Annotated in this window: 23 protein-coding genes; 10 read left to right on the top strand and 13 right to left on the bottom strand. The window is 65.4% G+C overall.

The features are described 5' to 3' along the window. Positions 1 to 100: 100 nt before the first annotated feature. The 4 genes from QMX85_RS00005 to QMX85_RS00020 form a co-directional block, all read right to left on the bottom strand. A complete protein-coding gene (locus QMX85_RS00005; protein WP_282338045.1) occupies positions 101 to 1,207 on the bottom strand; it encodes an enoyl-CoA hydratase/isomerase family protein in 1,107 nt (368 codons plus the stop codon). 48 nt (positions 1,208 to 1,255) lie between these two features. After that, positions 1,256 to 2,074, bottom strand: coding sequence for an enoyl-CoA hydratase (locus QMX85_RS00010; protein ID WP_282338046.1), 819 nt, complete (start codon positions 2,072 to 2,074; stop codon positions 1,256 to 1,258). 68 nt (positions 2,075 to 2,142) lie between these two features. Next, positions 2,143 to 3,306 (bottom strand): isobutyryl-CoA dehydrogenase, encoded by a 1,164-nt coding sequence (locus QMX85_RS00015; RefSeq protein ID WP_282338047.1) that lies wholly within the window; start codon positions 3,304 to 3,306, stop codon positions 2,143 to 2,145. 128 nt (positions 3,307 to 3,434) lie between these two features. Further along, entirely contained in the window at positions 3,435 to 4,292 is an 858-nt protein-coding gene (locus QMX85_RS00020; RefSeq protein WP_282338048.1) for an HDOD domain-containing protein, read from the bottom strand. A 77-nt stretch (positions 4,293 to 4,369) separates the two neighbouring features. Here QMX85_RS00020 and ung point away from each other — a divergent pair, with 77 nt between their 5' ends. Together ung and QMX85_RS00030 are read left to right on the top strand one after the other, a co-directional pair. Beyond that, a complete protein-coding gene (ung, locus tag QMX85_RS00025) occupies positions 4,370 to 5,068 on the top strand; it encodes a uracil-DNA glycosylase (protein ID WP_282338049.1) in 699 nt (232 codons plus the stop codon). A gap of 520 nt (positions 5,069 to 5,588) precedes the next feature. Next, the gene (locus tag QMX85_RS00030) at positions 5,589 to 6,356 is read left to right on the top strand and encodes a TerC family protein (RefSeq protein ID WP_273228656.1); all 768 of its coding nucleotides are present in this window, start codon (positions 5,589 to 5,591) and stop codon (positions 6,354 to 6,356) included. A 42-nt stretch (positions 6,357 to 6,398) separates the two neighbouring features. Here QMX85_RS00030 and QMX85_RS00035 read toward each other — a convergent pair whose 3' ends face one another. The 5 genes from QMX85_RS00035 to QMX85_RS00055 all read right to left on the bottom strand — a co-directional run bounded on the left by QMX85_RS00035 (position 6,399) and on the right by QMX85_RS00055 (position 11,741). Continuing rightward, on the bottom strand, positions 6,399 to 7,436 hold the full coding sequence (locus tag QMX85_RS00035) for an AbrB family transcriptional regulator (protein ID WP_282338052.1): 1,038 nt from the start codon (positions 7,434 to 7,436) through the stop codon (positions 6,399 to 6,401). Further along, the gene (locus QMX85_RS00040) at positions 7,429 to 8,943 is read right to left on the bottom strand and encodes a tripartite tricarboxylate transporter permease (RefSeq protein WP_282338053.1); all 1,515 of its coding nucleotides are present in this window, start codon (positions 8,941 to 8,943) and stop codon (positions 7,429 to 7,431) included. The genes QMX85_RS00035 and QMX85_RS00040 overlap by 8 nt, the downstream gene beginning before the upstream one ends. A 3-nt stretch (positions 8,944 to 8,946) precedes the next feature. Then, positions 8,947 to 9,405, bottom strand: coding sequence for a tripartite tricarboxylate transporter TctB family protein (locus QMX85_RS00045; RefSeq protein WP_273228653.1), 459 nt, complete (start codon positions 9,403 to 9,405; stop codon positions 8,947 to 8,949). A 63-nt stretch (positions 9,406 to 9,468) separates the two neighbouring features. After that, positions 9,469 to 10,446 carry a tripartite tricarboxylate transporter substrate binding protein gene (locus QMX85_RS00050; RefSeq protein ID WP_282338056.1) on the bottom strand — a complete coding sequence of 326 codons (978 nt, stop codon included), beginning with the start codon at positions 10,444 to 10,446 and terminating at the stop codon, positions 9,469 to 9,471. 29 nt (positions 10,447 to 10,475) lie between these two features. Next, the gene (locus QMX85_RS00055; protein WP_282338058.1) at positions 10,476 to 11,741 is read right to left on the bottom strand and encodes an OprD family porin; all 1,266 of its coding nucleotides are present in this window, start codon (positions 11,739 to 11,741) and stop codon (positions 10,476 to 10,478) included. Between the two features lie 202 nt (positions 11,742 to 11,943). Here QMX85_RS00055 and QMX85_RS00060 point away from each other — a divergent pair, with 202 nt between their 5' ends. After that, positions 11,944 to 12,615, top strand: coding sequence for a response regulator (locus QMX85_RS00060; RefSeq protein ID WP_282338060.1), 672 nt, complete (start codon positions 11,944 to 11,946; stop codon positions 12,613 to 12,615). Next, positions 12,608 to 13,996: a sensor histidine kinase gene (locus tag QMX85_RS00065; RefSeq protein WP_282338063.1), complete on the top strand. Its 1,389-nt coding sequence runs from the start codon at positions 12,608 to 12,610 to the stop codon at positions 13,994 to 13,996. The genes QMX85_RS00060 and QMX85_RS00065 overlap by 8 nt, the downstream gene beginning before the upstream one ends. 46 nt (positions 13,997 to 14,042) lie before the next feature. Here the strand turns inward: QMX85_RS00065 and QMX85_RS00070 are convergent, their stop codons facing one another. The 3 genes from QMX85_RS00070 to QMX85_RS00080 all read right to left on the bottom strand — a co-directional run bounded on the left by QMX85_RS00070 (position 14,043) and on the right by QMX85_RS00080 (position 16,695). Further along, positions 14,043 to 14,810 (bottom strand): transporter substrate-binding domain-containing protein, encoded by a 768-nt coding sequence (locus QMX85_RS00070; protein WP_282338065.1) that lies wholly within the window; start codon positions 14,808 to 14,810, stop codon positions 14,043 to 14,045. A 72-nt stretch (positions 14,811 to 14,882) separates the two neighbouring features. Next, entirely contained in the window at positions 14,883 to 15,719 is an 837-nt protein-coding gene (locus QMX85_RS00075; protein WP_282338066.1) for an HDOD domain-containing protein, read from the bottom strand. Positions 15,720 to 15,759: 40 nt separating this feature from the next. After that, positions 15,760 to 16,695, bottom strand: a complete 936-nt coding sequence (locus QMX85_RS00080; RefSeq protein ID WP_282338067.1) for a folate-binding protein YgfZ — start codon at positions 16,693 to 16,695, stop codon at positions 15,760 to 15,762. A gap of 118 nt (positions 16,696 to 16,813) precedes the next feature. Here QMX85_RS00080 and QMX85_RS00085 point away from each other — a divergent pair, with 118 nt between their 5' ends. Both QMX85_RS00085 and QMX85_RS00090 read left to right on the top strand, forming a co-directional pair. Further along, a complete protein-coding gene (locus QMX85_RS00085) occupies positions 16,814 to 17,068 on the top strand; it encodes a succinate dehydrogenase assembly factor 2 (protein WP_090229840.1) in 255 nt (84 codons plus the stop codon). After that, a complete protein-coding gene (locus QMX85_RS00090; protein WP_282338070.1) occupies positions 17,052 to 17,504 on the top strand; it encodes a protein YgfX in 453 nt (150 codons plus the stop codon). The genes QMX85_RS00085 and QMX85_RS00090 overlap by 17 nt, the downstream gene beginning before the upstream one ends. Here the strand turns inward: QMX85_RS00090 and nadB are convergent. Continuing rightward, positions 17,473 to 19,089, bottom strand: a complete 1,617-nt coding sequence (gene nadB, locus QMX85_RS00095; protein WP_282338071.1) for an L-aspartate oxidase — start codon at positions 19,087 to 19,089, stop codon at positions 17,473 to 17,475. The genes QMX85_RS00090 and nadB overlap by 32 nt on opposite strands. A gap of 366 nt (positions 19,090 to 19,455) precedes the next feature. Here nadB and rpoE point away from each other — a divergent pair, with 366 nt between their 5' ends. The 4 genes from rpoE (at position 19,456) to QMX85_RS00115 (ending at position 23,235) form a co-directional block, all read left to right on the top strand. Next, positions 19,456 to 20,040 (top strand): RNA polymerase sigma factor RpoE, encoded by a 585-nt coding sequence (gene rpoE, locus QMX85_RS00100; protein ID WP_090229832.1) that lies wholly within the window; start codon positions 19,456 to 19,458, stop codon positions 20,038 to 20,040. A 31-nt stretch (positions 20,041 to 20,071) separates the two neighbouring features. Then, the gene (locus QMX85_RS00105; RefSeq protein WP_282338072.1) at positions 20,072 to 20,659 is read left to right on the top strand and encodes an RseA family anti-sigma factor; all 588 of its coding nucleotides are present in this window, start codon (positions 20,072 to 20,074) and stop codon (positions 20,657 to 20,659) included. A gap of 13 nt (positions 20,660 to 20,672) precedes the next feature. After that, positions 20,673 to 21,629, top strand: a complete 957-nt coding sequence (locus QMX85_RS00110) for a MucB/RseB C-terminal domain-containing protein (protein ID WP_282338074.1) — start codon at positions 20,673 to 20,675, stop codon at positions 21,627 to 21,629. Positions 21,630 to 21,804: 175 nt separating this feature from the next. Further along, entirely contained in the window at positions 21,805 to 23,235 is a 1,431-nt protein-coding gene (locus tag QMX85_RS00115) for a DegQ family serine endoprotease (RefSeq protein WP_273228640.1), read from the top strand. Positions 23,236 to 23,292 lie beyond the last annotated feature (57 nt).

A 23,292-nucleotide genomic window follows, 5' to 3' on the forward strand; every position in this document is an offset into this window, starting at 1 on the left:
CGGGTGGGGCGAGCGCTGAGTTCTGGCGTTCCGCCTTCGACGCCGGCTATAGGCGGCTGCCCGGCCGACGAGGAGCGTCGGCCGGGCAAACCACGGGTCACTAGCGCAAATCCGCCAGCGGATGCTCGCCTTCCCAGGTCGGCTCGAAGTGCGCCTCGATGACCGCGTCCGGGATGCTCGCGACATCCGGCCAGTGCCAGCGCGGGGCGTGGTCCTTGTCCACCAGGCGCGCGCGCACGCCTTCGCTGAATTCCGGGTGGCGGCAGCAGTTGAGGCTCATCGCGTATTCCATGCGGAACACTTCGGCGAGCGACATGTGGCGCGCGCGGGCGATCTGTTGCCAGACGAGGTGCGCGGTCAGCGGGCAGCCTTCGGCGAGGGTCTTGCCGGCATGCGCGAGCAGGCCGTCACGGTCGTCGCGCAGCGCGGCGATCGCCCGCCAGGCGGCAGGCAGGTCGGCGACGTCGAGCAGGTCGTCCAGGCGTTCCCGGCGTGGCAGCCACTGGGCCGCCGGGAGCCGATCGCGGGCTTCGTGCTCCAGCGACCTGAGTAGGCTGATCAGTTGCATCTCCGGCTGTTCCAGCCAGTTCAACTGGACCATCCCTTCAAGCAGTTCGTCCTGCTGTTCGTCGAGCAGGAAGCGGTCGGCGAGGTTCAGATCCAGCGCATCGCGCGCATTCATCTGGCTGGCGGTGAGACCGAGGAAGGTTCCGAGCTTGCCCGGCAGGCGCGAAAGGAACCAGCTGGCGCCGACGTCCGGGTACAGGCCGATGTTGATTTCCGGCATTGCCAGCCGCGAGCTTGGGGTGACGATGCGCAGCGAGGCGCCCTGCAACAGGCCCATGCCGCCGCCCATCACGTAGCCGTGGCCCCAGGCGATCAGCGGTTTCGGGAAGCGGTGGAGGTGATGGTCGAGGCGGTATTCGGCGGCGAAGAAACGCGCCGCCAGCGCCGGCACCTCGCCGGGCTGCTCGCGGCAGGCTTCGACCAGCTTGCGCACGTCGCCCCCGGCGCAGAACGCCTTGGCGCCGTTGCCGCGCAGCATCACGCAGACGATGCCCGGGTCGTTGGCCCAGGCTGTCAGCTTGTCGTCGAGGGCCTCGTTCATCGCCAGGCTCAGGGCGTTGAGGCTTTTTTCCGCATCCAGCGTGGCGATGCCGATGCGCACGCCGTGCAGCGCGGGGAGTTCCTGAAAGATCACATTCATTCTTGGGTTCCCATCGCGAGGCGCCGTGGCCTCGCATCCGGTTGTCGTTCAGCGGTTGCGCCAGTGGGCGTCGCGTTTTTCGAGGAAGGCGTTGACACCCTCGCGGGTATCTTCGGCGTCGAACAGGTCTACGAAGCGCTCGCGCTCCTGGGCCAGCCAGGTGCTCGGGCCGCGTTCGCGGGCGCCCTGGATCAGCGGCTTGATCGCACGCACCGCCACCGGGCTCTGCCGCGCGACGCGCGCTGCGAGGAGGAGGGCGTGGCCGCGCGCTTCGCCGGCATCGACGACCTGCTCGACCAGGCCGATGCGCAGCGCGGTGTCCGCATCCACGCGCTCGCCACAGAGGATCATGCGCTTGGCCCAGCCTTCGCCGACCAGCCAGGGGAGTGCCTGGGTTCCGCCAGCGCACGGCAGCAGGCCGACCGAGGCTTCCGGCAGGGCCAGTTGCGACTGGCGCTCGGCGATGCGGATGTCGCAGGCCAGCGCGCACTCCAGGCCGCCGCCCATGGCATAGCCGTTGATCGCCGCAATCGACACGCCGCGGAAGTCGCGCAGCGCCTCGAAGGCTTCGCCGAACAGCCGGGCCATCTCGCGGGCGCGGGCCTTGTCGCCATCGGCGAACAGCTTGAGGTCGGCTCCGGCGCTGAAGAACTTCTCGCCGCGCCCGGTGATGACCAGCGCATAGATGTCATCGTCGCGGTCGAGGTGCTCGATCAACTGTCGCAGGCCGATCAGCGACTCGCGCTCCCAGGTGTTGGCCGGCGGGTTGTTGATGGTCAGCAGGGCGGTGTTGCCGTGCTTCTCCACGGTGAGTTTGTGGGTCAGGTCGAATAGCTGGGTTTTGTAGGGTTCCAGTGCATTGCTCATGCGAATCCTCCTGTTTTCTTCTCAAGTCCTGGCGGGAAACATCGTGCGCACCGCCCACCGTGGCGCACCTACGCAATCCGGTCGAGCATGCCGCCCTGTTCGAGCAGGCGTCGCGCGATGATCACCCGCATGATCTCGTTGGTGCCTTCCAGGATCTGGTGCACGCGGCTGTCGCGCACCCAGCGCTCCAGCGGGTAATCGTTGAGATAGCCATAACCGCCGTGGAGTTGCAGCGCCTGGTTGCACAGCTCGAAGCAGTGGTCCGTGGCGAAACGCTTGGCCATTGCGCAGTACAGGCTGGCCTCGGCGTCGCCCGCGTCGAGCTTGTGCGCGGCCAGACGGACCATCTGCCGGCTGGCGACGAGGTCGGTGAGCATGTCGGCGAGCCTGAACTGCAGCGCCTGGAACTCCGCCAGCGGCTTGCCGAACTGCTTGCGTTCCTCGACGTAGCGCAGCGATTGCTCCAGCGCGGCCTGGGCGGCGCCCAGCGAACAGCTGGCGATGTTGATGCGCCCGCCGTCCAGGCCCTTCATCGCGTAGACGAAACCCTGGCCTTCCGGGCCGATGCGGTTGCCGGCAGGGATGCGCACGCCCTCGAAGGTGATGGTCCGGGTCGGCTGCGCGCGCCAGCCCATCTTCAGTTCGTTGCGCCCGTAGCGCACGCCCTCGGCATCGCCGGGCACCAGGAAGCAGGAAATGCCACGGGCGCCGTCTTCGCCGGTGCGCGCCATCACGATCAGCACCTGGGTGCTGCCGGCGCCGGAAATGAAGCACTTGCTGCCGTCGATCACGTAGCTGTCGCCCTCGGGGCGCGCGCGGGTGCGCAGGTGCGCGGCATCGGAGCCGGCGTCCGGCTCGGTGAGGCAGTAGGAGGCGAGCAGTTCGCCGCTGATCAGGCGCGGCAGCCAGGCGTCCTTCAACTCCGGTTCGGCGAAGCGCGCGAGCATCCAGCTGGCCATGTTGTGGATGGTGAGGAAGGCGGTGGTGGCGACGCAGCCGGCGGCCAGCTGTTCGAAGATGAGCGAGGCGGAGAGCCGCGACAGGCCAAGCCCGCCGTCCGTCTCGTCGAGGTAGAGCGCCAGGAAGCCCTGGTCGGCGGCGAGGCGAATGACATCCACCGGGAAATGGTGGTCGCGGTCCCAGTCCGCGGCGTGCGGTGCCAGTTCGCGGCTGGCGAAGGTGCGTGCGCTTTCGATCAGCAGGCGCTGCTCTTCGGAGAATTCGAAATCCATGGGCGTCCTCGTGGGTACGTTGTTCTTGTTGTGCCCTCGGTGCGAGGGTTGCAGGGCGGGCCGCTCGTGGCTGCCGGCCGCTGGACGCCCTCAGGTTGCCTCATTCTCCGGCGGGCGTCATGCCGTTTTCAGCTGGCCTTGCCACCCAGCAGCTTGAGCCAGAACGCCGCTTCGCCTGGAACCTCCTCGCCCAGTTGCTGCGCCAGGGCCGCGTGGTCGGCGTCGGGAAACAGGCGGCGGAGCGCGGGCAACTGCGCCAAGGGTGCCTCGTCGCGGGGTTGTTGCAGCAGGCTGGCGACCTGCACCAGATCGGCCAGGTCGGCCTTGCCGGCGTGTTCGCGCTGCCAGTCGTCGCGGTGACGGGTGACATCGACGATTGCCGGCACCTGGTTCCAGCTGGTCAGCAAGATCACCCCGATCGGTCCGGAGATGGCGTCGCAGAGCGCGTGCAGTTCGTCTTCCTCGCGCGGCGCGTCCGGCCAGCGGCCGATCTCGTCGAGCAGGGGCAGGCTGCCGATGTCCTGCAGCAAGCCGGCGAGCAGGGCATCCTCCACGGCAATGCCCAGGCAGCGGCCGCACAGCGCCGCGCTGTAGGCGGCGCGCAGCTGGGCGTTCTTCCAGCGGTTGCGGAAGACCCGCTGCAAGGTCGGTTCGGTGCTGGTGAACAGGTTGCGCAGGGAGAACGCCAGAACCAGGTTGTTGAGATTGCGGATGCCCAGGCGGCCGAGAACGTCGCGCAGGTGCTGGCAGGGGCGGCCGGTCTTGAACAGCGGGTTCTCGGCGAACTGCATGAGGTAGGCGGCCAGCGCTGGGTCGCCGTTGATCACCCGTGACAACTGTTCCAGCTGGGTCCGTGAATCTTCCAGCAGGCGCCGGATGGCTTCGGCATTCTCGGGCATCTGCGGGACTCGGGCTTCGCCGCGCAGAAAGCGGTCGAGGAGGGCGAGACGCAGGTTTCTGGCGTCGGCATGGGGTTGGCTTTGCATGGGGGCTCGCTATTGCAGATTGACAAGCCGGTGAGGCTTTCCTAGGGTGCCGCGGCTACTTTCACGGCAGGTGCACCATGGCGCAGACGCAGGATCGGATCAAGCTCGAGGCAGGCTGGAAGGCCGTATTGCGCGACGAGTTCGACAAACCCTACATGCAGCAGCTTAGCGAGTTTCTGCGCCAGGAGAAGGCGGCCGGCAAGGTCGTCTTCCCGCCCGGACCGCTGATCTTCAATGCCCTGAACTCCACACCGCTCGATCGGGTGAAGGTGGTGATCCTCGGTCAGGACCCTTACCACGGGCCCGGCCAGGCCCACGGCCTGTGCTTCTCGGTGCAGCCGGGCGTGCCCACTCCGCCGTCGCTGCAGAACATCTACAAGGAGCTCAAGCGCGACCTGAACATCGACATCCCGCGCCACGGCTACCTGCAGCACTGGGCGGAGCAGGGCGTGCTGCTGCTGAACACGTCACTGACGGTGGAGCAGGGCAATGCCGGCTCCCACGCGGCGAAGGGCTGGCAGCCGTTCACCGACCGCATCATCGAGGTGGTGAGCGAGCAGCGCCCGCACCTGGTGTTCCTGCTCTGGGGTTCCCACGCGCAGGGCAAGCAAAAGCTCATCGACGCGACCAAGCACCTGGTGTTGAAGTCCGCGCATCCCTCGCCGCTCTCCGCGCACCGCGGCTTCAACGGCAACGGGCATTTCAGCCGCACCAACAAGTACCTGCAGCAACAGGGTCTGGAGCCGATCGACTGGCGCCTGCCGGACGCGCCCTGAGTGCCGGCGCTACGCCCGAGCGCCGGTTTTTGCGCGATTTCCAGCGAAAGGTGAGCGAAAGCTCGCCGCATTAGGATCGACGTGCCGCCGATTCCGATCGGCGCCTGGCCGCAGCGCCAGTTACAAAAACAACAACGGTGATCGCCATGAAACGTCCCTTGCCGCTCTTGTCTCTCCCGCCGATCGTTTGCTCTGCGCCAGAAACTTTGCGCTGACCGCATGCCGTGCCCTGAACCGATGCTTACGTTGCTCGATCATGCGTCTGCCCTGTGCGCCGCTTTCGTTGCCGGATCTGCGGATGGGCGGGCGAGGATCGGGCCTGACGAGCCGCGCCTCACCTCGAAGTGGGCAGTCGGCATCCGCGCCTGTATCCTGCTCGGCGGTTTCGCCGGCGGGATTTTCCCGGCCACGGCGGCGTCTGATGCGAACGGCAAAAGCCCGGGCAGGCAGGAAGTCCGGGCTTCCGGGTCGCCACGTTTAGCGTCATCCGAACACTCTCGAACCCCCTAGAGGAACCATCATGGAATGGCTCACCAATCCGGAAATCTGGATTGCCTTCTTCACCCTGACCGCCCTGGAAATCGTCCTCGGCATCGACAACATCATCATGATCTCGATCCTGGTGGGGCGGATGCCCAAGCACATGCAGCCGAAGACGCGCTTCTTCGGGCTGGCGCTGGCGATGGTCACGCGGATTCTGCTGCTGCTGTCGATCACCTGGGTGATGCGCCTGACGGCGGACCTGTTCCATGTCCTCGGCCAGGGGATTTCCGGGCGTGACCTGATCCTCTTCTTCGGCGGCCTGTTCCTGCTCTGGAAGAGCAGTTCGGAGATCTACCACGGCCTCGAGGGCGAAGACGAAACCGCCGGCGAAGAGCCGAAAAGCAAGGCCAGCGGTTTCGTCGGCACCATCATCCAGATCGCCATCATCGACATCGTCTTCTCGCTGGACTCGGTGATCACCGCGGTTGGCATGGTCGCCCACGTCCCCGTGATGATCGCTGCGATCGTCGTCGCGGTGATGGTGATGATGCTGGCCGCCGGCACCATCAGCGACTTCATCGAAAAGCACCCGTCGCTGAAGATGCTCGCCCTGTCGTTCCTCATCGTGGTCGGTACGGTGCTGATCGCCGAAGCCTTCGAAGTCCACGTGCCGAAGGGCTATGTCTACTTCGCGATGGCCTTCTCGCTGGGTGTCGAGGCGCTGAACATCCGCCTGCGCACCAAGCTGGGTCGCAAGCAGAATGACCCGGTCAAGCTGCGCAAGGACATCCCCGGCGGCGAATGAGCCGCGACGCCTCCCTCTCCCGTGCGGAGAGGGAGGCGTGTTTCACGTCCCTTCATCCGGGCGTCTGCGCCAGATCCGGAACAGCGGTTCGGCGAGGAACAGCACCAGCAACAGACGCATCACCTGCATTGCCGTCACCAGCGGCACCGACAGCGCCAGGGTCTCCGCCGTGAGGCTCATCTCGGCGATCCCGCCGGGCATCATGCCCAGCGTCAGCGAGCGGATATCCAGTGCCGTCAGCGCGCCCAGAGCGAATGCCGCCAGCGTGGCGAGCGCCATCATCAAGGCCGTGGAAAACAACGTGCGCAGCAGGAACGCCGGTGCGCGGCGGAAGAATGCACGGTCGAAATGACAGCCCAGCCCGCTGCCGATGAGCAATTGGCCAAGCTGGCTGGCACCGTGCGGCAGGCCGATGTGCAGGTTCCAGACGATGCTCGCGGTGGCGCTCACCAGCAGCGGGCCGAACAGCCACGGGTTGGGCTGCTGCAGGCGTTGCCACAGCCAGGCGAGCAGCGCGCCGGCCGGCAGCAGCACAGCCAGCCAGAGCCCGTCCACCGGCGCCGCCTGGAACTGCGCGTCGCCGTCGCCCATCAGCAGTTTGAAGATCGTCGGCACGCAGAGCACCAGGGCCACCACCCGCAGGCTTTGCGCCGCGGCGACCCGGCTGAGTACCGCGCCGTGACGCTGGCCGAGGTTGACCATTTCCCCGGAGCCGCCGGGCATGCAGGAAAAGAACGCGGTGGCCGGGTCTTCGCCGGCGCGCCGCAGCAGCCACACGGCGGCGACGCTGGAGAGGAGGGTGAACAGGGCGCCGAAGAGGATCAGCCAGAAGTGCGCCAGCACCTGCTCCACCACTTCGGGGCTGAAGTGCAGGCCGATGCCGACGCCGATGATGCATTGACCGGTCTTGCGGCCCCCTGGCAGATCACGGATCTGCCAGGGGGTGGTGCAGCGGAACAGGATGACCGCTACCAGGGCGCCGATCATCCATGGCAGGGGCCAGTGGGCGAGGCTGGCCAGCAGCCCGCCCAGCGCGCCTACGAGCGGGGTCGCCCACCAGGCGCGCCAGCCATCACGCATCGGCCAGGATGCGCTGCCGGGCGCTGCGGCGGCGCCAGATGCGCAGCAGCGGCAGGGCCAGCATCACCACCACCAGGGCCCAGGTGCTCATGCTGATCGGGCTCGACCAGAGGATGCCCAGTTCGCCGTTGGAGATCGACAGCGCACGGCGCAGGTTCTGTTCCATCAGCCCGCCAAGGATGAAGCCCAGCAGGATCGGCGACAGGGGGAAGTCCAGCTTGCGCAGGATATAGCCCATGATGCCGATGCCGACCATCAGGAACAGGTCGAAGGTGGTGGCATGCACGGCGTACACGCCGATCGCGGTGATGATGGCGATCACCGGCACCAACGCCCAGTTCGGCACGGCGAGGATGCGGGTGAAGATGCGGATCATCGGGATGTTCAGGATCACCAGCATGATGTTGGCGACGAACAGCGAGGCGATCAGGCCCCAGACGAGGTCAGGCTGTTGCTGGAACAGCAGCGGGCCGGGGGTGATGTTGTACAGGGTCAGCGCGCCGATCATCACCGCGGTGGTGCCCGAGCCGGGTACGCCGAGGGTCAGCATGGGCACCAGAGCACCGCAGCAGGACGCGCCGATGGCGGTTTCCGGGGCTGCCAGGCCGCGCATGTCGCCCTTGCCGAAATTGCCCTTGTCGCCGGCCATGCGTTTTTCGGTCATGTAGGCCACGGCGCTGGCCAGGGTCGCGCCGGCGCCCGGCAGTACGCCCATGAAGAAGCCCAGCAGGCCGCAGCGGATGTTCACCGCGAACACCGAGGCCGCTTCCTTCATGTTGAACAGCATGCGCCCGGTGGCCTTGACCGCTGCGTGGCCATGGTGGGTCTTTTCCAGCAGCAGGAGGATCTCGCTGATGGAGAACAGGCCCAGCACCAGCACCACGAACTGGATGCCGTCGGCCAGGTGCACGTTGTCGCCGGTGAAGCGGTACACGCCGCTGTTGGCATCGATGCCCACCGCGGAGAGGAACAGGCCGATCAGCGCGGCGATGAAGGTCTTCAGCGGCTTGTCGCCAGCCATGCCGCCCAGGGCGACGATGGCGAACACCATCAGCACGAAGTACTCCGCCGGCCCGAAGGCGATCGCCCATTTTGCCAGCAGCGGGGCGAACAGCACCATCCCGCAGGTGGCGATCAGCGCGCCGATGAACGAGCTCCACGCCGACAGCGACAGGGCCACGCCGGCCAGGCCCTGGCGCGCCATGGGGTAACCGTCGAGGGTGGTCATCACGGTGGAGGCTTCACCGGGAATGTTCAGCAGGATCGAGCTGATCCGGCCGCCGTATTCGCAGCCCAGGTAGACCGCGGCCAGCAGGATCAGCGCCGATTCCGGTGGCAGGCCCAGGGCGAAGGCGATGGGGATCAGCAGGGCCACGCCGTTGATCGGGCCCAGGCCCGGCAGCAGGCCGACCACGGTGCCGATCAGGGTGCCGGTGAGGGCGGTGACCAGATTGTAGGGGCTCAGGGCGACGCCGAAGCCCTGGCCCAGGTAGCTCAAAGTATCCATGTGTCAGTTCTCCAGTGCGCTCAGCAGGCCGAGGGGCAGGGGCACGTCCATCACGCGATCGAACAGCCAGTAGAGGAAGATGCTCATGCCCACCACGACGACGGCGCCGGGCAGCCAGCGGCCGCCATACAGGCGTGCCATGGGCAGGCCGACCAGGATCGCGCTGAGGATAAAACCCAGCGACTCGAAGGTGGCGGCCAGGACGATCAGCAGACCGACGCAGGCGGCGATCTTGATCAGGCTTTCGCGGTCCAGTTGCGGCTCGTCTTCCTTGTGCACGATGGGGGTGGGGCGGATGGCCAGGTACAGCAGGCCCAGGCTCATCAGCCCGAGCATCAGCAACGGGTAGGCCCGGGGTCCGACCGGTTCATAGGAAAATGCGGCCTGGTAGGGCCAGGCCATCACGGCCAGGGCGGCGCATACGGCCAGCAGAACCAGGGCGAAAAGGCGTTGCAGGATCATGGAAGAATCCTCGTCGGAGATGCTCGAACTGGATGAGTGAACGGGGTGGCGAAGCCGAAAGGCTTACTGGATCAGCCCGAACTCCTTGGCCAGCGCCTTGTATTCCGCGACCTGCTTCTTCACGTAGGCGTTCAGCTCCTCGCCGGTCAGGGCGAAGGGGAACAACTCACGCTGGTCGCGCAACTTGGCGAAGTCTTCGGAGGCGAGCATCTTGTCGAACGAGTCCTTCCACCAGGCGTAATCCTCATCGCTGACCTTCGGCCCGAGGTAGAAGCCGCGAACCACCGGCCAGACGATGTCGTAGCCCTGCTCCTTGGCGGTGGGGATGTCCTTCATTTCCGGCTCGTCCAGACGGTTTTCCGAGAGCACGGCGAGGATGCGGATGTTGCCGCTCTGGATATGCGGCATGGAGTCGGAAATGTCGGTGGAGCCGATCTGGATATGGCCGCCGAGCAGCGCGGTGGCGATCTCGCCGCCGCCTTCCAGGGCCACGTAGCGCAGGTCGCGCGGGTTGATCCCGGCGGCCTTGGCGATCAGCGCGGTCTGCATCCAGTCCTGGCTGCCCACGGTGCCGCCGGAACCGATCACCACCTTGCCCGGATCTTTCTTCAGTGCCGCGACAAGATCGTCGAGGGTCTTGTAGGGCGAGTCGCTCTTCACCGCGATGGCGCCGTAGCTGGTGCCGACTGCGGCCAGCCACTTCACGGCGTTCTCGTCGAAACGGCCGAACTTGCCCTGCGCGAGGTTGAGCAGCGAACCGCTGGACCAGGCCACCAGGGTGCCGGCGTCGGCCGGGCGCTGGGCGACCACCGCGTTGTAGGCGACCGCGCCGACGCCGCCGGGCATGTAGGTGACGCGCATCGGTTTGCTCAGCAGCTTGGCGTCCACCAGGGCGCTCTGGGCCAGCTTGCAGGTGAGGTCGAAGCCGCCGCCGGGCGCGGCCGGTGCGATGCACTCGGGACGCTTGGGTTCGGCCAGCAACTGGCCCGAGATCAGTAGGCAGGACGCAGCGAGGGCAAGGCGGGTGAGGGCAATCTTCATCGGTGTTCTCCTTTGGGTCTTATTGTGAATCACCAGATCGGCAGGGCGTAGCTGACGATCAGGCGTAGCTCGTCCGCATCACGGGCGAAGGTAGAACGGAATCCCGCATGGCGGGCACGGAAGGTCAGGTCCTTGAGCGCGCCGCTCTGAACCACGTACTTGAACTCGACATCGCGCTCCCACTCGCGGCCTTCCTCGGTGCTGCCGGTGACCTTGGCGTTGTCGCCGCTGATGTAGCGGGTCAGGAAGCTCAGGCCGGGCACGCCCATGGCGGCGAAGTTGAGGTCGTAGCGGGCTTGCCAGGAACGCTGGTCGGCGTTGGCGAAGTCGTTGATCTGCACGAAGTTGACCAGGAAGGGGTCGCTGCCATCGATGTAGGCGAAGCCGGTGTCGCCGCTCATGCGCTGGTAGCCGAGAGCGAACTTGTGGCTGCCCTGGGCGTAGCTGAGCATGCCGTTGAGTGCGCGGTTGTCCACCTTGCCGGCTTCGGCGCGGCCGCTGTCGTCGCTGATGGCGTAGCGCAGGTCGGCGCTGAGGGTGCCGGCGCCCAGGGGCTGGCTGGCGAGCAGGCCGAGGAAGTGCTGGCGGTAGACGTCATCCAGCTCGGCGAAGTAGTAGCGCCCGGTGAGCTGCTTGCTGAAGGCGTAGTCGGCACCGGCCAGGTCGAAGTGCGAACCGCTGGCGGCGCTGGCGAAGCGGCGGTTCTTGTTGTTCAGCGCGATGTCTTCGGAGTTGGTCGAGGCGCGGTCCTTGACCTCGCGCAGGCGGCCACCGTTGAAGGTCAGGCCGGCGATCTCCTTCGAGCTCAGCAGGCCGCCCTCGAACACCTGGGGCAGGATGCGGCTGTCGCTGGCCTTGACCACCGGCAGCTCGGGGATATGGCTGCCCAGGCGCAGCTCGCTCTTGGAAAAGCGCATCTTCGCGGTGAGGCCGAGCTTGCCGTACACACCCGGGGTGCCGCCGTCGTCCTGCACCGGCAGCAGGTCGGTGCCGCTCTGGCCGCGACCGGAGTCGAGCTTGATGCCGAGCATGCCGAGGGCGTCCAGGCCGAAGCCGACGGTGCCTTCGGTGTAGCCGGACTCGATGTTGAGGATGAAGCCCTGGGCCCATTCGTCGCGGCGCGACTGGCCAGCGCCGTCACGGAAATCGCGGTTCAGGTAGATGTTGCGAGCTTCCAGGGTCGCCGAGCTGTCTTCGAAGAAGTCGGCCTGGGCGAAGGGGGCGAGCGAGCAGCCTACGAGGCTGAGCGTCAGGGTGCGAACAGGCGGCAGCGCCTGGCGGGATGCAGTGAGCATCGGTGGTCTCCAATTCTTGTTTTTGTGAGCGCGGGCCCGACCAGGAGCCCGCGTCTTTGGGTGGTTCTTGCCACCCTGGCCGGATGCTAGGGGCTGAAACTTTCGCCAGCCTTTCAGCATGAAAGAAATTTCCCGGTGTCATTCACAGCGGCTTTCCGGCCGTTACACTTCAGCCCGATCGCCCGTCTTCCGGAGTGCCGCCTTGCGAATCCTGCTGGTCGAAGACCACCCCCAACTGGCCGAGAGCGTCGCCCAGGCCTTCAAGGCCGTGGGCTGGACGGTGGACGTGCTGCACGACGGCGTCGCCGCCGACTTGGCGCTGGCCAGCGAGGACTACGCCCTGGCCGTGCTCGACGTAGGGTTGCCGCGCCTGGACGGCTTCGAGGTGCTGGCGCGCCTGCGCGGGCGGGGCAAGACGCTGCCGGTGCTGATGCTCACCGCGCGCGTCGAGGTCAAGGACCGTGTGCATGGCCTCAACCTCGGCGCGGACGACTACCTGGCCAAACCCTTCGAGCTCAGCGAGCTGGAGGCGCGGGTCAAGGCGTTGCTGCGGCGCAGCGTGCTCGGCGGCGAACAGCAGCAACGCTGCGGCCCTTTGCTCTACGACCTCGGCACCCGCCGCTTCAGTCTCGACGACGAGGTGCTGACGCTCACTTCCCGCGAGCAGGCGGTGCTGGAGGTGCTGATTGCCCGACCGGGCCGGGTGATGAGCAAGGAGCAACTGGCTTCCCAGGTGTTCGGCCTGGACCAGGAGGCGAGCCCGGACGCCATCGAGATCTACATCCACCGCCTGCGCAAGAAGCTCGAAGGCCGCGCGGTGCGCATCGTCACCTTCCGGGGCCTCGGCTACCTGCTGGAACACCAGGATGCGTGAAATCGGCAGCCTGCGCGGACGGCTGCTGCTGCGCCTGGCCGCGCTGCTCACGGTTCTGTTGCTGATAGGCAGCCTGACCGCCTATTTCAACGCCCGCGAGGCCGCCGACACCGCCTACGACCGCACCCTGCTGGCCTCGGCGCGGGCCATTTCCGCCGGGCTCTACGAGACCGACGGCCGGCTCAAGGCCGATGTGCCCTACGTGGCCCTGGACACCTTCGCCTACGACAATGCGGGGCGCATCTTCTACCAGGTGACCGACATCGAGGGGAACCTGGTGTCCGGCTACGAGAACCTGCCCGGCCCGCCGAAGGGGATGCCGCGCACCAATGACTATCCGGCCCTGGCGCGCTTCTACGATGCGCGCTACGAGGGCGTCGACGTGCGTGTGGTGAGCCTGCTGCGGCCGGTGAGCGAGGAGAGCATCAAGGGCATGGCGGAAATCCGCGTGGCCGAGACCGAGGAAGCCCGCGAGCGCCTCGCACGCGGGCTGCTGGTGGACACCCTGTGGCGCCTCGCGGTGATGTCGCTGGCGGCGCTGGGGCTGGTCTGGCTGGTGGTGAGCGCGGCGCTGCGCCCGCTGACCGAGCTGCGCAACGCGGTGGAGGAACGCCAGGCCGACGACCTGCGCCCGTTGCCGGTGGTGGCGGTGCAGGCCGAACTGAAGCCGTTGGTGGATGCCCTCAACCAGTTCACCGGGCGCCTGCGCGGGCTGTTCCAGCGCCAGGCGGATTTCATCGCCGATGCCTCCCACGAGTTGCGCACGCCACTGGCGGCGCTCAAGGCGCGGGTGGAACTGGGGTTGCGCGAGCAGGAGCCGGAGCAGTGGCATCGCACCCTGGTGGAGGCCGCCGCCAACACCGACCGGCTCACCCACCTGGCCAACCAGTTGCTGTCCCTGGCGCGCATCGAGAGCGGCGCGCGGGCCATCGCCGAGGGCGGCGCGGAGCGCATCGAGCTGGGGGCGCTGGCACGTGAGTTGGGCATGGCGCTGGCGCCGCTGGCCCATGCGCGGGGCATCGCCGTGGCGCTGGAGGCGGAAGACGCGGCCTGGGTGATGGGTGAGCCGACGCTGCTCAACGAGCTCCTGAGCAACCTGCTGGACAACGCGATGGCGCACAGCGCGAGCGGCGGTAACGTGATCCTGCGGGTGGTTGCGCCGGCGACGCTGGAGGTCGAGGACGACGGTCCGGGGATTCCAGCGGCGGAGCGAGACAAGGTCTTCCAGCGCTTCTACCGGCGCAACCCTCAGGTGGGCGGCGCCGGGCTCGGGTTGGCGATCGTCGGCGAGATCTGCCGTGCCCACCTGGCGCAGATCAGCCTCCACGAGGGCACGCAGGGCGGTCTGCTGGTGCGGGTGCGTTTCCCCGAAGCGGGCTGAGCGGCGGGCGTGGCGCGGACTGTGCGTACGTTGTCCGGTGGCGCGTTTATCGCGTCATGCTCAGCGACTGCCGGGTTTCCATCAGGTACTGGGCTACCCGTCCGCTGGCGCGCAGGCTGGCCAGGCCACGGTTGAACCGAACCATCAGGGCGTCGTTGCCGGCCACCTTGCGCGACAGCAGCAAGTGCAGGCTGTCGCTGCGCAGCGGCTTGGGGGCGTAGGTGAGGCGCGCGCGCTCGGCGGCGCTGAAGTGGCTGTGCAGCAGGTCCATGGCGACGACGGGATCGATGGGAAACACATCCAGACGGTTCGCCAGGAGCATCCGCAGCCCCTGTTCTTCGCTGGGCAGGCGGACCACTTTGAGTTCGCCGGACTGCTCGGCGCGCTGGAAATCCGCGCCATAGTCATAGCCGTTGATGCCGCCGATGCGCAGCCCGCGAAGGTCGGCAACGCGTTGCCAGTTCAGCGTCTCACCCTTGCGATGAAACAGGCTGTAGCCGCTGCTGACCACTTCGGTGCTGACGTAGAACTGCGTGTCACGCTCGGGGCTGCGCAGCCAGACCGCCGTGCCGGCGCGCTGGCCCTGTTCGGCCAGGTGCAGTGCGCGCGCCCAGGGCAGGAATTCCCACTTCACCTGAACGCCTTCGAGTGCAAAGGCTTCGCTGACGATGCGCGAGGCCACGCCATTGTGGGGCAGTTGCTGGCCCAGGTACGGCGCCCACTCGCCGTTGGTGAGGAGGATTTCCTCCGCCGCCACGCCATGGCCGAACAGCGCGAGCGAAGCGAACAACAGGTACGTCAACGACTGGCGCATGGCTAATTCCTTTTGGCCGACGGGTGAGATGACACCGCCCCTTATCGGCGGCCCATCACGCGGAGGCGCTGCTCAGCGAAGCATGCTCATCGCCGCTTCCATCGCATTGGACAACTCGTCCTCCGCCTGCATGTCGATGTTCGGATCGAGACCCAGCTTGGCGAAGGCGCTGATGCCGCTCCAGTCCATCTGGGTGAACGGGTGCTCGGTGCCCAGATAGCTCTGCAGCGTGGCGACCTGGACGATATCGACGTAATCGACCTTTTCCGAGTTGCGGGTGAAGTCGAGGTACTCGCCGGGCACCACCGCGATCGGCAGCGGGAAATCCCAGGTGCGCAGGATCTTGTCGCCAATGACCGGGTGGATACGCTCGATCACATGGTTAAGGCTGATCGAATCGTTCATCAGTTCGGCGTGATCCTCGGCGTAGGTGAGGATCGGCAGCGCGCCGATCTGGTGAACCAGCCCGGCGAGGGTCGCCTGGTCAGGCGCCAGGCGGGTGTAGCTGCGGCACAGCACATGGCAGATGCCGGCGATTTCGGTGCTGCGGTTCCACACCTCGCGCATCTTGCGGTCGATGACGTCGGAGGTGGCCTGGAACATCTGCTCCATGGCCAGGCCCGTGGCCAGGTTGCAGGTGTAGTTGATGCCAAGCCGTGAGACCGCCATCTGCAGATCGGTGATCTCCTTGTTGGTGCGCAGCAGCGGGCTGTTGACCACCTTGATGATGCGTGCGCTGAGCGCGGCGTCGTTGCCGATGACCTTGCTCAGCGCGGGGATGCCGATGTTCGGGTCCTCGGCCGCCTCGCGAACGCGCAGCGCGACTTCCGGCAGCGTCGGCAGCACCAATTCGTCGTTCTCGATCGCCTGAATCAACTCGTGTTGTACTTTTTCGGCAAGCTTGCTCATGGGTTCTCTCTGAGGTTTCAGGCGTTCTTGGGGGCTGCGCTCAGCGCATGATCTCGCGATCTGCGTCCAGGCTATAAGGCAGGTCCAGCAGGCGCAGGGCGGCTCCGTCGCTGCTCCCCAGGTGAATCCGGCCGTCGCCGACTGCATCTTCCTGCAGCACGGCGAGCAGCTCGATGCCGCCCTCCGAGCGGGCGGCGAGCACGACCTCGCCGACGCTGGTGCTATGAATCGGGGAGAACAGTTCCGTGCCGGGAGCGGGCAGGTCGGCGTCACCGGCCAGCCGTTGCAGGCGCCGCTTGAGCTTGCCGAGGTACTGCATGCGCGCGACGATTTCCTGTCCGGTGTAACAGCCCTTCTTGAAGCTGACGCCGCCGACGGCCTGCAGGTTGATCATCTGCGGAATGAAAGTCTCGCGGGTTTCGCCGAAGACCTGGCCGACCCCGGCGCGAATCTGCGTCAGCTTCCAGGCGTCGACGTCGGCCGTTGGCAGCAGGGCGACCAGCTTGCCGAGCAACGTCGGTGCCTGGTCCGCCGGAGCCCAGAGTTCCGCGCGGCCGTTCTCCAGGCGCAAGGCGAGCAGGCCATCCTTTTGCTGCAGCGCGCCAGCTTCCGGTGCCAGGGCGAAGCCCAGTTCGCCGAGGGCCGAATCACCCTCGAAAAGGCCGAAACGCGACCAGGCGTCGCTTTCATCGAACAGCTTGGACTTGGAAAACACGGCATATTTCTTCAGGTCATCGAGCTGCGGCTGGACCAGTTCCGCGGCCATCGCCAGCAGGTAACCATCGCCCTGGGGGAGGATGCGAAAGCTCGACAGCATGCGTCCCTTGGGCGTGCAGCGGGCGCCAAGACTGTGGCTTTCGTTCAGGTAATTGAGGTTGCAGGTCAGCTGGCCCTGGAGAAATGTGCTCGCATCCGGACCACGAACGGCGATGACGCCCTCGTGGGCGAGTGGGCAGAAAAAAGCGGAGTCGGCCATGGAGTTCGCTGCGCAAGGGTTTGGAGCGTCATCATAGAGTGCCGCTCCCGGGTTGTCAGCGGGTGTCGGCCGAGGGGCAGGGGGCTATAATGCCGGCCTTCACAAAGGAGCCCGCTGCATGGTCGACGATATCGAACTCAATAGACTTTTCTGGCACAGCCGCCGCGGCATGCTGGAGCTCGACGTGCTGCTGGTGCCATTCGTGCGCGAGGTCTATCCCAACCTCGATGACGAGGACCGCGCGCGTTATCGCAAGCTGCTCACCTGCGAGGATCAGGACATGTTCGGCTGGTTCATGCAGCGCGCCGAACCGGACGATCCGGACCTCCAGCGCATGGTTCGCATGATCCTGGATCGTGTCCAGCCCAAGTGATCGATTCGAATGCCACTGGCGACCGTCACGGTTGCTGCTGGCGTTCTACCTGTTCGCGGCGGTGCTGGCCTCGATAGCGGTCATCGTCGCCGACATTCCCTGGCCATTCCGGCTGCTCGGCTTCGTCCTCTGTCTCGCCCACGCGGCGTGGTATCTGCCGCGCAACGTGCTGCTGAGCGCAGAGGCCGCATTTCGCGGGTTGCAGTATGACGAGGATGGCTGGCGGCTGTGGAGTCCGGGCGCCGGCTGGCAGCCCGTTCAGCTACGACCGGACAGCCTGGCGTTACCCTCGATCGTGGTGCTGCGCTTTCGTTTTCCGGGGCTGCGCCGGGTACGCAGCCTGTGCATTCCCCGCGACGCTCTGAGCCGTGTGGAGCATCGGCGCCTGCGGGTCTGCCTGAAATTCAGTCGGCGTAGATGGGCGGCAGCAGAATAGTGTCATGGGCTTCGGCCTGCATCTCCGGGTAATCCAGGGTGTAGTGCAGGCCGCGGCTTTCGTGACGCTGCATCGCCGAGCGGATGATCAGGTCAGCGACCTGCGCCAGGTTGCGCAGCTCGATCAGGTCGCGACTCACCTTGTAGTTGCTGTAGAACTCGTCGATCTCGTTGAGCAGAAGTCGCACCCGGTGCTGGGCGCGCTGCAGGCGCTTGTTGGTACGTACGATGCCGACGTAGTCCCACATGAAGCGCCGCAGCTCGTCCCAGTTGTGCGCGATGATCACGTCTTCGTCCGAGTCGGTGACCTGGCTGGAGTCCCAGGTGGGCAGCTTGCTGGGCACGGTGACGTCGTCCAGTTGCCCGACGATGTCCGCCGCCGCCGAACGTGCGTAGACGAAACACTCCAGCAGCGAGTTGCTGGCCATCCGGTTGGCGCCGTGCAGGCCGGTGAAACTGGTCTCGCCTATCGCATAGAGGCCGGGAATGTCGGTGTGTCCATGCTGGTCGACCAGAACGCCGCCACAGGTGTAGTGGGCCGCGGGGACCACCGGAATCGCTTCGCGGGTGATGTCGATGCCGAAATCCAGGCAGCGCTCGTAGACCGTGGGGAAATGTGCCTTGATGAATTCGGTGGGCTTATGGCTGATGTCGAGATAGACGCAGTCGACCCCCAGCCGTTTCATCTCGTGGTCGATGGCGCGGGCGACGATGTCGCGCGGGGCCAGCTCGGCGCGCGGGTCGAAGCGTTGCATGAAGCGCTCGCCGTTGGGCAGCTTGAGCAAGCCACCCTCGCCACGCACGGCTTCGGTGACCAGGAAACTCTTCGCCTGCGGGTGATAGAGGCAGGTCGGATGGAACTGGTTGAACTCCAGGTTGCCGACCCGACAGCCGGCGCGCCAGGCCATGGCGATGCCGTCGCCACAGGCGCCGTCCGGGTTGCTGGTATAAAGGTAGACCTTGGAGGCACCGCCACTGGCGAGCACGACGAAGCGCGCGTGGTAGGTGTCCACTTCGCCGCTGTCGCGATTGAGTACGTAGGCGCCGAGGCAGCGCTTGCCGTGCAGGCCGAGCTTGCGCTCGGTGATCAGGTCGACGGCCACGCGCTGCTGCAGTAGTTCGATGTTCGGCTTGCGTCGCGCATGCTCGAGCAGGGTGTTGAAGATCGCGGCGCCAGTGGCATCCGCCGCATGGATGATGCGCCGGTGGCTGTGGCCGCCCTCGCGCGTCAGGTGAAAGGCGAAACCGCCGTCCTCGCGATCCGCTTCGTCATCCGGGGTGAACGGCACGCCCTGATCGATCAACCACTGGATGGCTTCGCGACTGTGCTCGACGGTGAAGCGCACGGCATCCTCGCGGCACAGGCCGGCGCCCGCGATGAGGGTGTCCTCGACATGCGATTCGACGGTGTCGGCGTGGTCCAGTACCGCCGCTACGCCACCCTGGGCCCAGTAGGTCGAACCGTTCGCCAGTTCGCCCTTGCTGAGCACGGCAATACGCAAATGGGACGGAAGGGTGAGGGCGAGGGTGAGACCGGCAGCACCGCTGCCAATGACCAGGACGTCGTGCTGTAAGTGTTGGCTCATGACCAGATTCCGCGGAAGAAGCGGGACCTAGTATATAGAGCAGGGGCTCGGCACAATAGCGGGCTTATGTCGTTCGGTGGTGCTCTGGAACTTTCTAATTCAGCCAGGTTCCATAGCAGGTTACCTAGAAAGGTACGCCCGGCGCTTGTGGTGAAAGTAGTCTCACGGTTGCCCTCACTTCAAGGCTCGGCATAAAGACGTATTCGATGCAGTGGAAAGCCCACTGCCTGATTTTCCAAGCAGAACCTGAGCGGGCTGCTGGAGCTTTGCCTGGAGGGGAGAACTTTTGCGCAACATGTGGGTCTATTTTGCTAAGCCGATCTGTCACGGAGCGCGACCTAACTCCAGGCTCAACGAGGAGTTGTCATGCTAACCCAGGAGCAGGATCAGCAGCTGGTCGAGCGTGTTCAGCGCGGAGACAGAAGGGCTTTCGATTTGCTGGTGCTCAAGTACCAGCACAAGATTTTGGGTCTGATCGTGCGTTTCGTGCACGACAGCCATGAGGCTCAGGACGTGGCTCAGGAAGCCTTCATCAAGGCATACCGGGCACTGGGAAACTTTCGCGGGGACAGCGCGTTCTATACGTGGTTGTACCGGATCGCCATCAACACGGCCAAGAATCACCTGGTAGCACGCGGTCGTCGTCCACCTGACAACGACGTGAGTGCCGAAGACGCGGAGTTCTACGACGGCGATCACGCCCTCAAGGACATCGAGTCGCCGGAAAGAGCAATGCTGCGGGACGAGATCGAGGACACGGTCCATCGAACCATCCAGCAGTTGCCTGAGGATTTGCGTACAGCGCTGACGCTGCGCGAGTTCGATGGTTTGAGCTACGAGGACATTGCGAGCGTCATGCAGTGTCCGGTGGGCACTGTACGTTCGCGCATCTTCCGAGCGCGAGAAGTGATCGATAAAGCATTGCAACCCTTGTTGCATGATAACTCCTAAGACAGCGGCGAAAGCCAAGAGAGGAACTGCCATGACTCGTGAATCCCTGCAGGAATCGCTGTCCGCGGTGATGGATAACGAAGCGGACCAACTTGAATTGCGTCGAGTGATCGCCGCCAGCGAAAATGCCGACGTACGTGCCACTTGGTCCCGCTACCAGGTCGCCCGTGCCGTTATGCACAAGGAGTTGCTTGTCCCTCACTTGGACATCGCTTCCGCGGTATCCGCAGCGATCGCTGAAGAGAAGGTTCCGGGCAAGGTTTCGACCGCCTGGCGCAGCGTTGGCCGCCTGGCCGTTGCTGCTTCGGTGACCGTCGCCGTACTGGCAGGCGTACGCTTCTACAACCAGGACGAAGTGGGCGGCGTTCAGCTTGCTCAACAGGCTCAGCCTTCACAGGTAACCGTGCCTCAACAGGTCGCTGGTGGAGCTGTGCTCGCAGGCTTCACCGCCAACGGTGCCCAGGCCGAGACTCCGGTAGCTGCAGATGGCAACCAGGCAGCCTGGCATGACCAGCGTCTGGCCGAGTACCTGCGCCAGCACGCTCAGCAGTCCGCCTCCAACGGTGTCGAAGGTCCTCTGCCTTACGCCCGCGCAGCGAGCCTCGAAGAACAGCACTGAACTGAGGGGTTACATGCGCAGTCTCCCCTTGGTGGTGTTGATGGGGAGCTTGTTGGCGACCTCGGCGGCCAATGCCGCCGATGCGCAGGACTGGCTTCTCAAACTGCAAAGCGCTGAGCAACAGAAAAGCTTCCACGGGACGTTCGTGTATGAGCGCGATGGGAGCTTTTCCACGCATGGTATCTGGCATGAGGTGGACGCGAGTGGCGCCGTGAAAGAGCGGCTGTTGCAACTCGACGGTCCTCCTTACGAAGTGCTGCGCACAAACGGCAAAACCGATTGCTCCACCGGTACGCCGGTCGAGCAGTTGAGCGAGGCGGGCCAGTCCTGGCTCACCCGCACGCTCGATCCTCGGCAACTCTCCCAATGGTATGACTTGCGCGATGCGGGCGAATCCCGGGTCGCGGGTCGCAATGCCGTCGTACTGGCACTGGTTCCGCGTGATCAGCATCGCTACGGCTTCGAGCTGCACCTCGACCGGGAAACCGCACTGCCGCTGAAGTCCCTGCTGATCAACGAAGACGGTCACGTTCTGGAACGTTTCCAGTTCACCGACTTCGTTCCGCAAGAGGCTGGGGAAGGCGGCGCCGCCAAGGCGAGCGGCGAATGCAAGCCGGTCCAAGTTGCACAAAGCAAGGTTCTTCCCGATAACGCCTGGCGTTCGGACTGGGTTCCACCGGGATTCACCCTGAACAGCATTCTCCAGCGGCGCAGCCCTGCGTCCTCAGAGCCCGTCGCCTGCATGCTTTATGGCGATGGCATCACCCAATTTTCCGTATTTCTCGAGCCGTTGCGCGGCGCTCGTTTCGACGATGCGCGTAGCCAACTGGGCCCGACCGTAGCCGTCTCCCGGCATATGCCGACCGCCGAGGGCGAGGTGATGGTGACCGTTGTGGGCGAGATTCCGCTGGGCACCGCCGAGCGAATAGCGCTATCGATCCGTCCTGGTGAAGCGCAAAGCCTGCAATGAGCGAAGAAAGGCGTGATTTCGTAGTATCCGTCGTCCTGCGAGGCTCATAGATGCAAATGCCCATTTCCTGATTTTCAGCCTTGTGCTGATGTCGAGTTGCGCCGCCTGGGGTGGCGTACCAGACTCGCGGTGCCTTCGGGCGCGTGCCGAGTTTTTTTGTTTCCGGGGAGGCCCCATGTTCAAAGCAAGTTTCAAATCCTATCTGTCGGGTGTCGCGGCGCTGCTGCTGATGTCCCAGGCGCTGGTGGCGAAGGCGGAACTGCCTGATTTCACCGGACTGGTGGAAGCGGCTTCGCCTGCGGTGGTGAACATCAGTACCACGCAGAAACTGCCCGATCGCGGCGTCGCGCAATCGCAGATGCCCGACCTCGAAGGTCTCCCGCCGATGCTGCGGGAATTTCTGGAGCGCGGGATGCCTCAGCAGGGGCCCAATGCGCCAAAGGGGCGCCAGCGTGAAGCGCAGTCCCTGGGTTCGGGTTTCATCATTTCCGATGACGGTTATGTCCTGACCAACAACCACGTGGTCGCTGATGCCGACGAGATTCTTGTGCGCATGCCGGATCGCAGCGAGCTCAAGGCCAAGCTGATCGGGGCCGATCCGCGTACTGACGTGGCGTTGCTGAAGATCGACGGCAAGAACCTGCCGACCGTGAAGATCGGCAACTCCGAGGCGCTCAAGGTCGGTGAGTGGGTGCTGGCCATCGGCTCGCCGTTCGGTTTCGATCATTCCGCGACCTCCGGCATCGTCAGCGCCAAGGGTCGCAGCCTGCCGAACGAGAGCTACGTGCCGTTCATTCAGACCGACGTGGCCATCAACCCGGGCAACTCCGGCGGTCCGCTGTTCAACCTGAAAGGTGAAGTGGTCGGGATCAACTCGCAGATCTTCACCCGCTCCGGCGGGTTCATGGGTCTGTCGTTCGCCATCCCGATCGATGTCGCGATGGACGTCGCCAACCAGTTGAAGACCGACGGCAAGGTCAGCCGCGGCTGGCTGGGCGTGGTGATTCAGGAAGTGAACAAGGATCTCGCCGAGTCCTTCGGTCTCGACAAACCGGCCGGTGCGCTGGTTGCCCAGGTCCTCGACAACGGCCCGGCGGCGGCTGGGGGTCTGAAGGTCGGAGACGTCATTCTCAGCCTCAACGGTCAACCGATCGTGATGTCCGCGGACCTCCCGCACCTGGTCGGTGCGATGAAGTCGGGGTCCAAGGTCAAGCTGGAGGTCGCCCGCGAAGGCCAGCGCAAGACACTCGAACTGACGGTCGGCGCGCTGCCGGCGGAAGGCGAGGAGATGTCGATGGGCGGCGCCGAGGAAGGCGTCGAGCGCAGCAGCAACCGTCTGGGCGTGAAAGTGGTCGAGCTGACCGCCGAGCAGAAGAAATCCCTCGATCTGCAGGGCGGCGTGGTCATTCGCGAGGTGCTCGACGGTCCTGCGGCGCTGATCGGCTTGCGTCCGGGTGACGTGATTACCCACCTGAACAACCAGTCCATCGACTCGGCGAAGACCTTCACCGAAGTTGCCCAGCAACTGCCGAAGAATCGCTCGGTATCGATGCGTGTACTGCGTCAGGGTCGCGCCAGCTTCATCACCTTCAAGCTGTCCGAATAGCGGCTAAAGGCCATTTGAACGACGTGAAAAGGGGCGATGCGAATCGCCCTTTTTCAT

The sequence above is a fragment of the Pseudomonas sp. PS02288 genome (assembly GCF_029959715.1).
Lineage (GTDB): Bacteria > Pseudomonadota > Gammaproteobacteria > Pseudomonadales > Pseudomonadaceae > Pseudomonas_O > Pseudomonas_O kuykendallii.

Excerpts from the sequence above, each read along its gene's own strand:
- QMX85_RS00005 (WP_282338045.1), bottom strand. The coding sequence starts at position 1,207 with ATGAATGTGATCTTTCAGGAACTCCCCGCGCTGCACGGCGTGCGCATC.
- QMX85_RS00010 (WP_282338046.1), bottom strand. The coding sequence starts at position 2,074 with ATGAGCAATGCACTGGAACCCTACAAAACCCAGCTATTCGACCTGACC.
- QMX85_RS00015 (WP_282338047.1), bottom strand. The coding sequence starts at position 3,306 with ATGGATTTCGAATTCTCCGAAGAGCAGCGCCTGCTGATCGAAAGCGCA.
- QMX85_RS00020 (WP_282338048.1), bottom strand. The coding sequence starts at position 4,292 with ATGCAAAGCCAACCCCATGCCGACGCCAGAAACCTGCGTCTCGCCCTC.
- ung (WP_282338049.1), top strand. The coding sequence starts at position 4,370 with ATGGCGCAGACGCAGGATCGGATCAAGCTCGAGGCAGGCTGGAAGGCC.
- QMX85_RS00030 (WP_273228656.1), top strand. The coding sequence starts at position 5,589 with ATGGAATGGCTCACCAATCCGGAAATCTGGATTGCCTTCTTCACCCTG.
- QMX85_RS00035 (WP_282338052.1), bottom strand. The coding sequence starts at position 7,436 with ATGCGTGATGGCTGGCGCGCCTGGTGGGCGACCCCGCTCGTAGGCGCG.
- QMX85_RS00040 (WP_282338053.1), bottom strand. The coding sequence starts at position 8,943 with ATGGATACTTTGAGCTACCTGGGCCAGGGCTTCGGCGTCGCCCTGAGC.
- QMX85_RS00045 (WP_273228653.1), bottom strand. The coding sequence starts at position 9,405 with ATGATCCTGCAACGCCTTTTCGCCCTGGTTCTGCTGGCCGTATGCGCC.
- QMX85_RS00050 (WP_282338056.1), bottom strand. The coding sequence starts at position 10,446 with ATGAAGATTGCCCTCACCCGCCTTGCCCTCGCTGCGTCCTGCCTACTG.
- QMX85_RS00055 (WP_282338058.1), bottom strand. The coding sequence starts at position 11,741 with ATGCTCACTGCATCCCGCCAGGCGCTGCCGCCTGTTCGCACCCTGACG.
- QMX85_RS00065 (WP_282338063.1), top strand. The coding sequence starts at position 12,608 with ATGCGTGAAATCGGCAGCCTGCGCGGACGGCTGCTGCTGCGCCTGGCC.
- QMX85_RS00070 (WP_282338065.1), bottom strand. The coding sequence starts at position 14,810 with ATGCGCCAGTCGTTGACGTACCTGTTGTTCGCTTCGCTCGCGCTGTTC.
- QMX85_RS00075 (WP_282338066.1), bottom strand. The coding sequence starts at position 15,719 with ATGAGCAAGCTTGCCGAAAAAGTACAACACGAGTTGATTCAGGCGATC.
- QMX85_RS00080 (WP_282338067.1), bottom strand. The coding sequence starts at position 16,695 with ATGGCCGACTCCGCTTTTTTCTGCCCACTCGCCCACGAGGGCGTCATC.
- QMX85_RS00085 (WP_090229840.1), top strand. The coding sequence starts at position 16,814 with ATGGTCGACGATATCGAACTCAATAGACTTTTCTGGCACAGCCGCCGC.
- nadB (WP_282338071.1), bottom strand. The coding sequence starts at position 19,089 with ATGAGCCAACACTTACAGCACGACGTCCTGGTCATTGGCAGCGGTGCT.
- rpoE (WP_090229832.1), top strand. The coding sequence starts at position 19,456 with ATGCTAACCCAGGAGCAGGATCAGCAGCTGGTCGAGCGTGTTCAGCGC.
- QMX85_RS00105 (WP_282338072.1), top strand. The coding sequence starts at position 20,072 with ATGACTCGTGAATCCCTGCAGGAATCGCTGTCCGCGGTGATGGATAAC.
- QMX85_RS00110 (WP_282338074.1), top strand. The coding sequence starts at position 20,673 with ATGCGCAGTCTCCCCTTGGTGGTGTTGATGGGGAGCTTGTTGGCGACC.
- QMX85_RS00115 (WP_273228640.1), top strand. The coding sequence starts at position 21,805 with ATGTTCAAAGCAAGTTTCAAATCCTATCTGTCGGGTGTCGCGGCGCTG.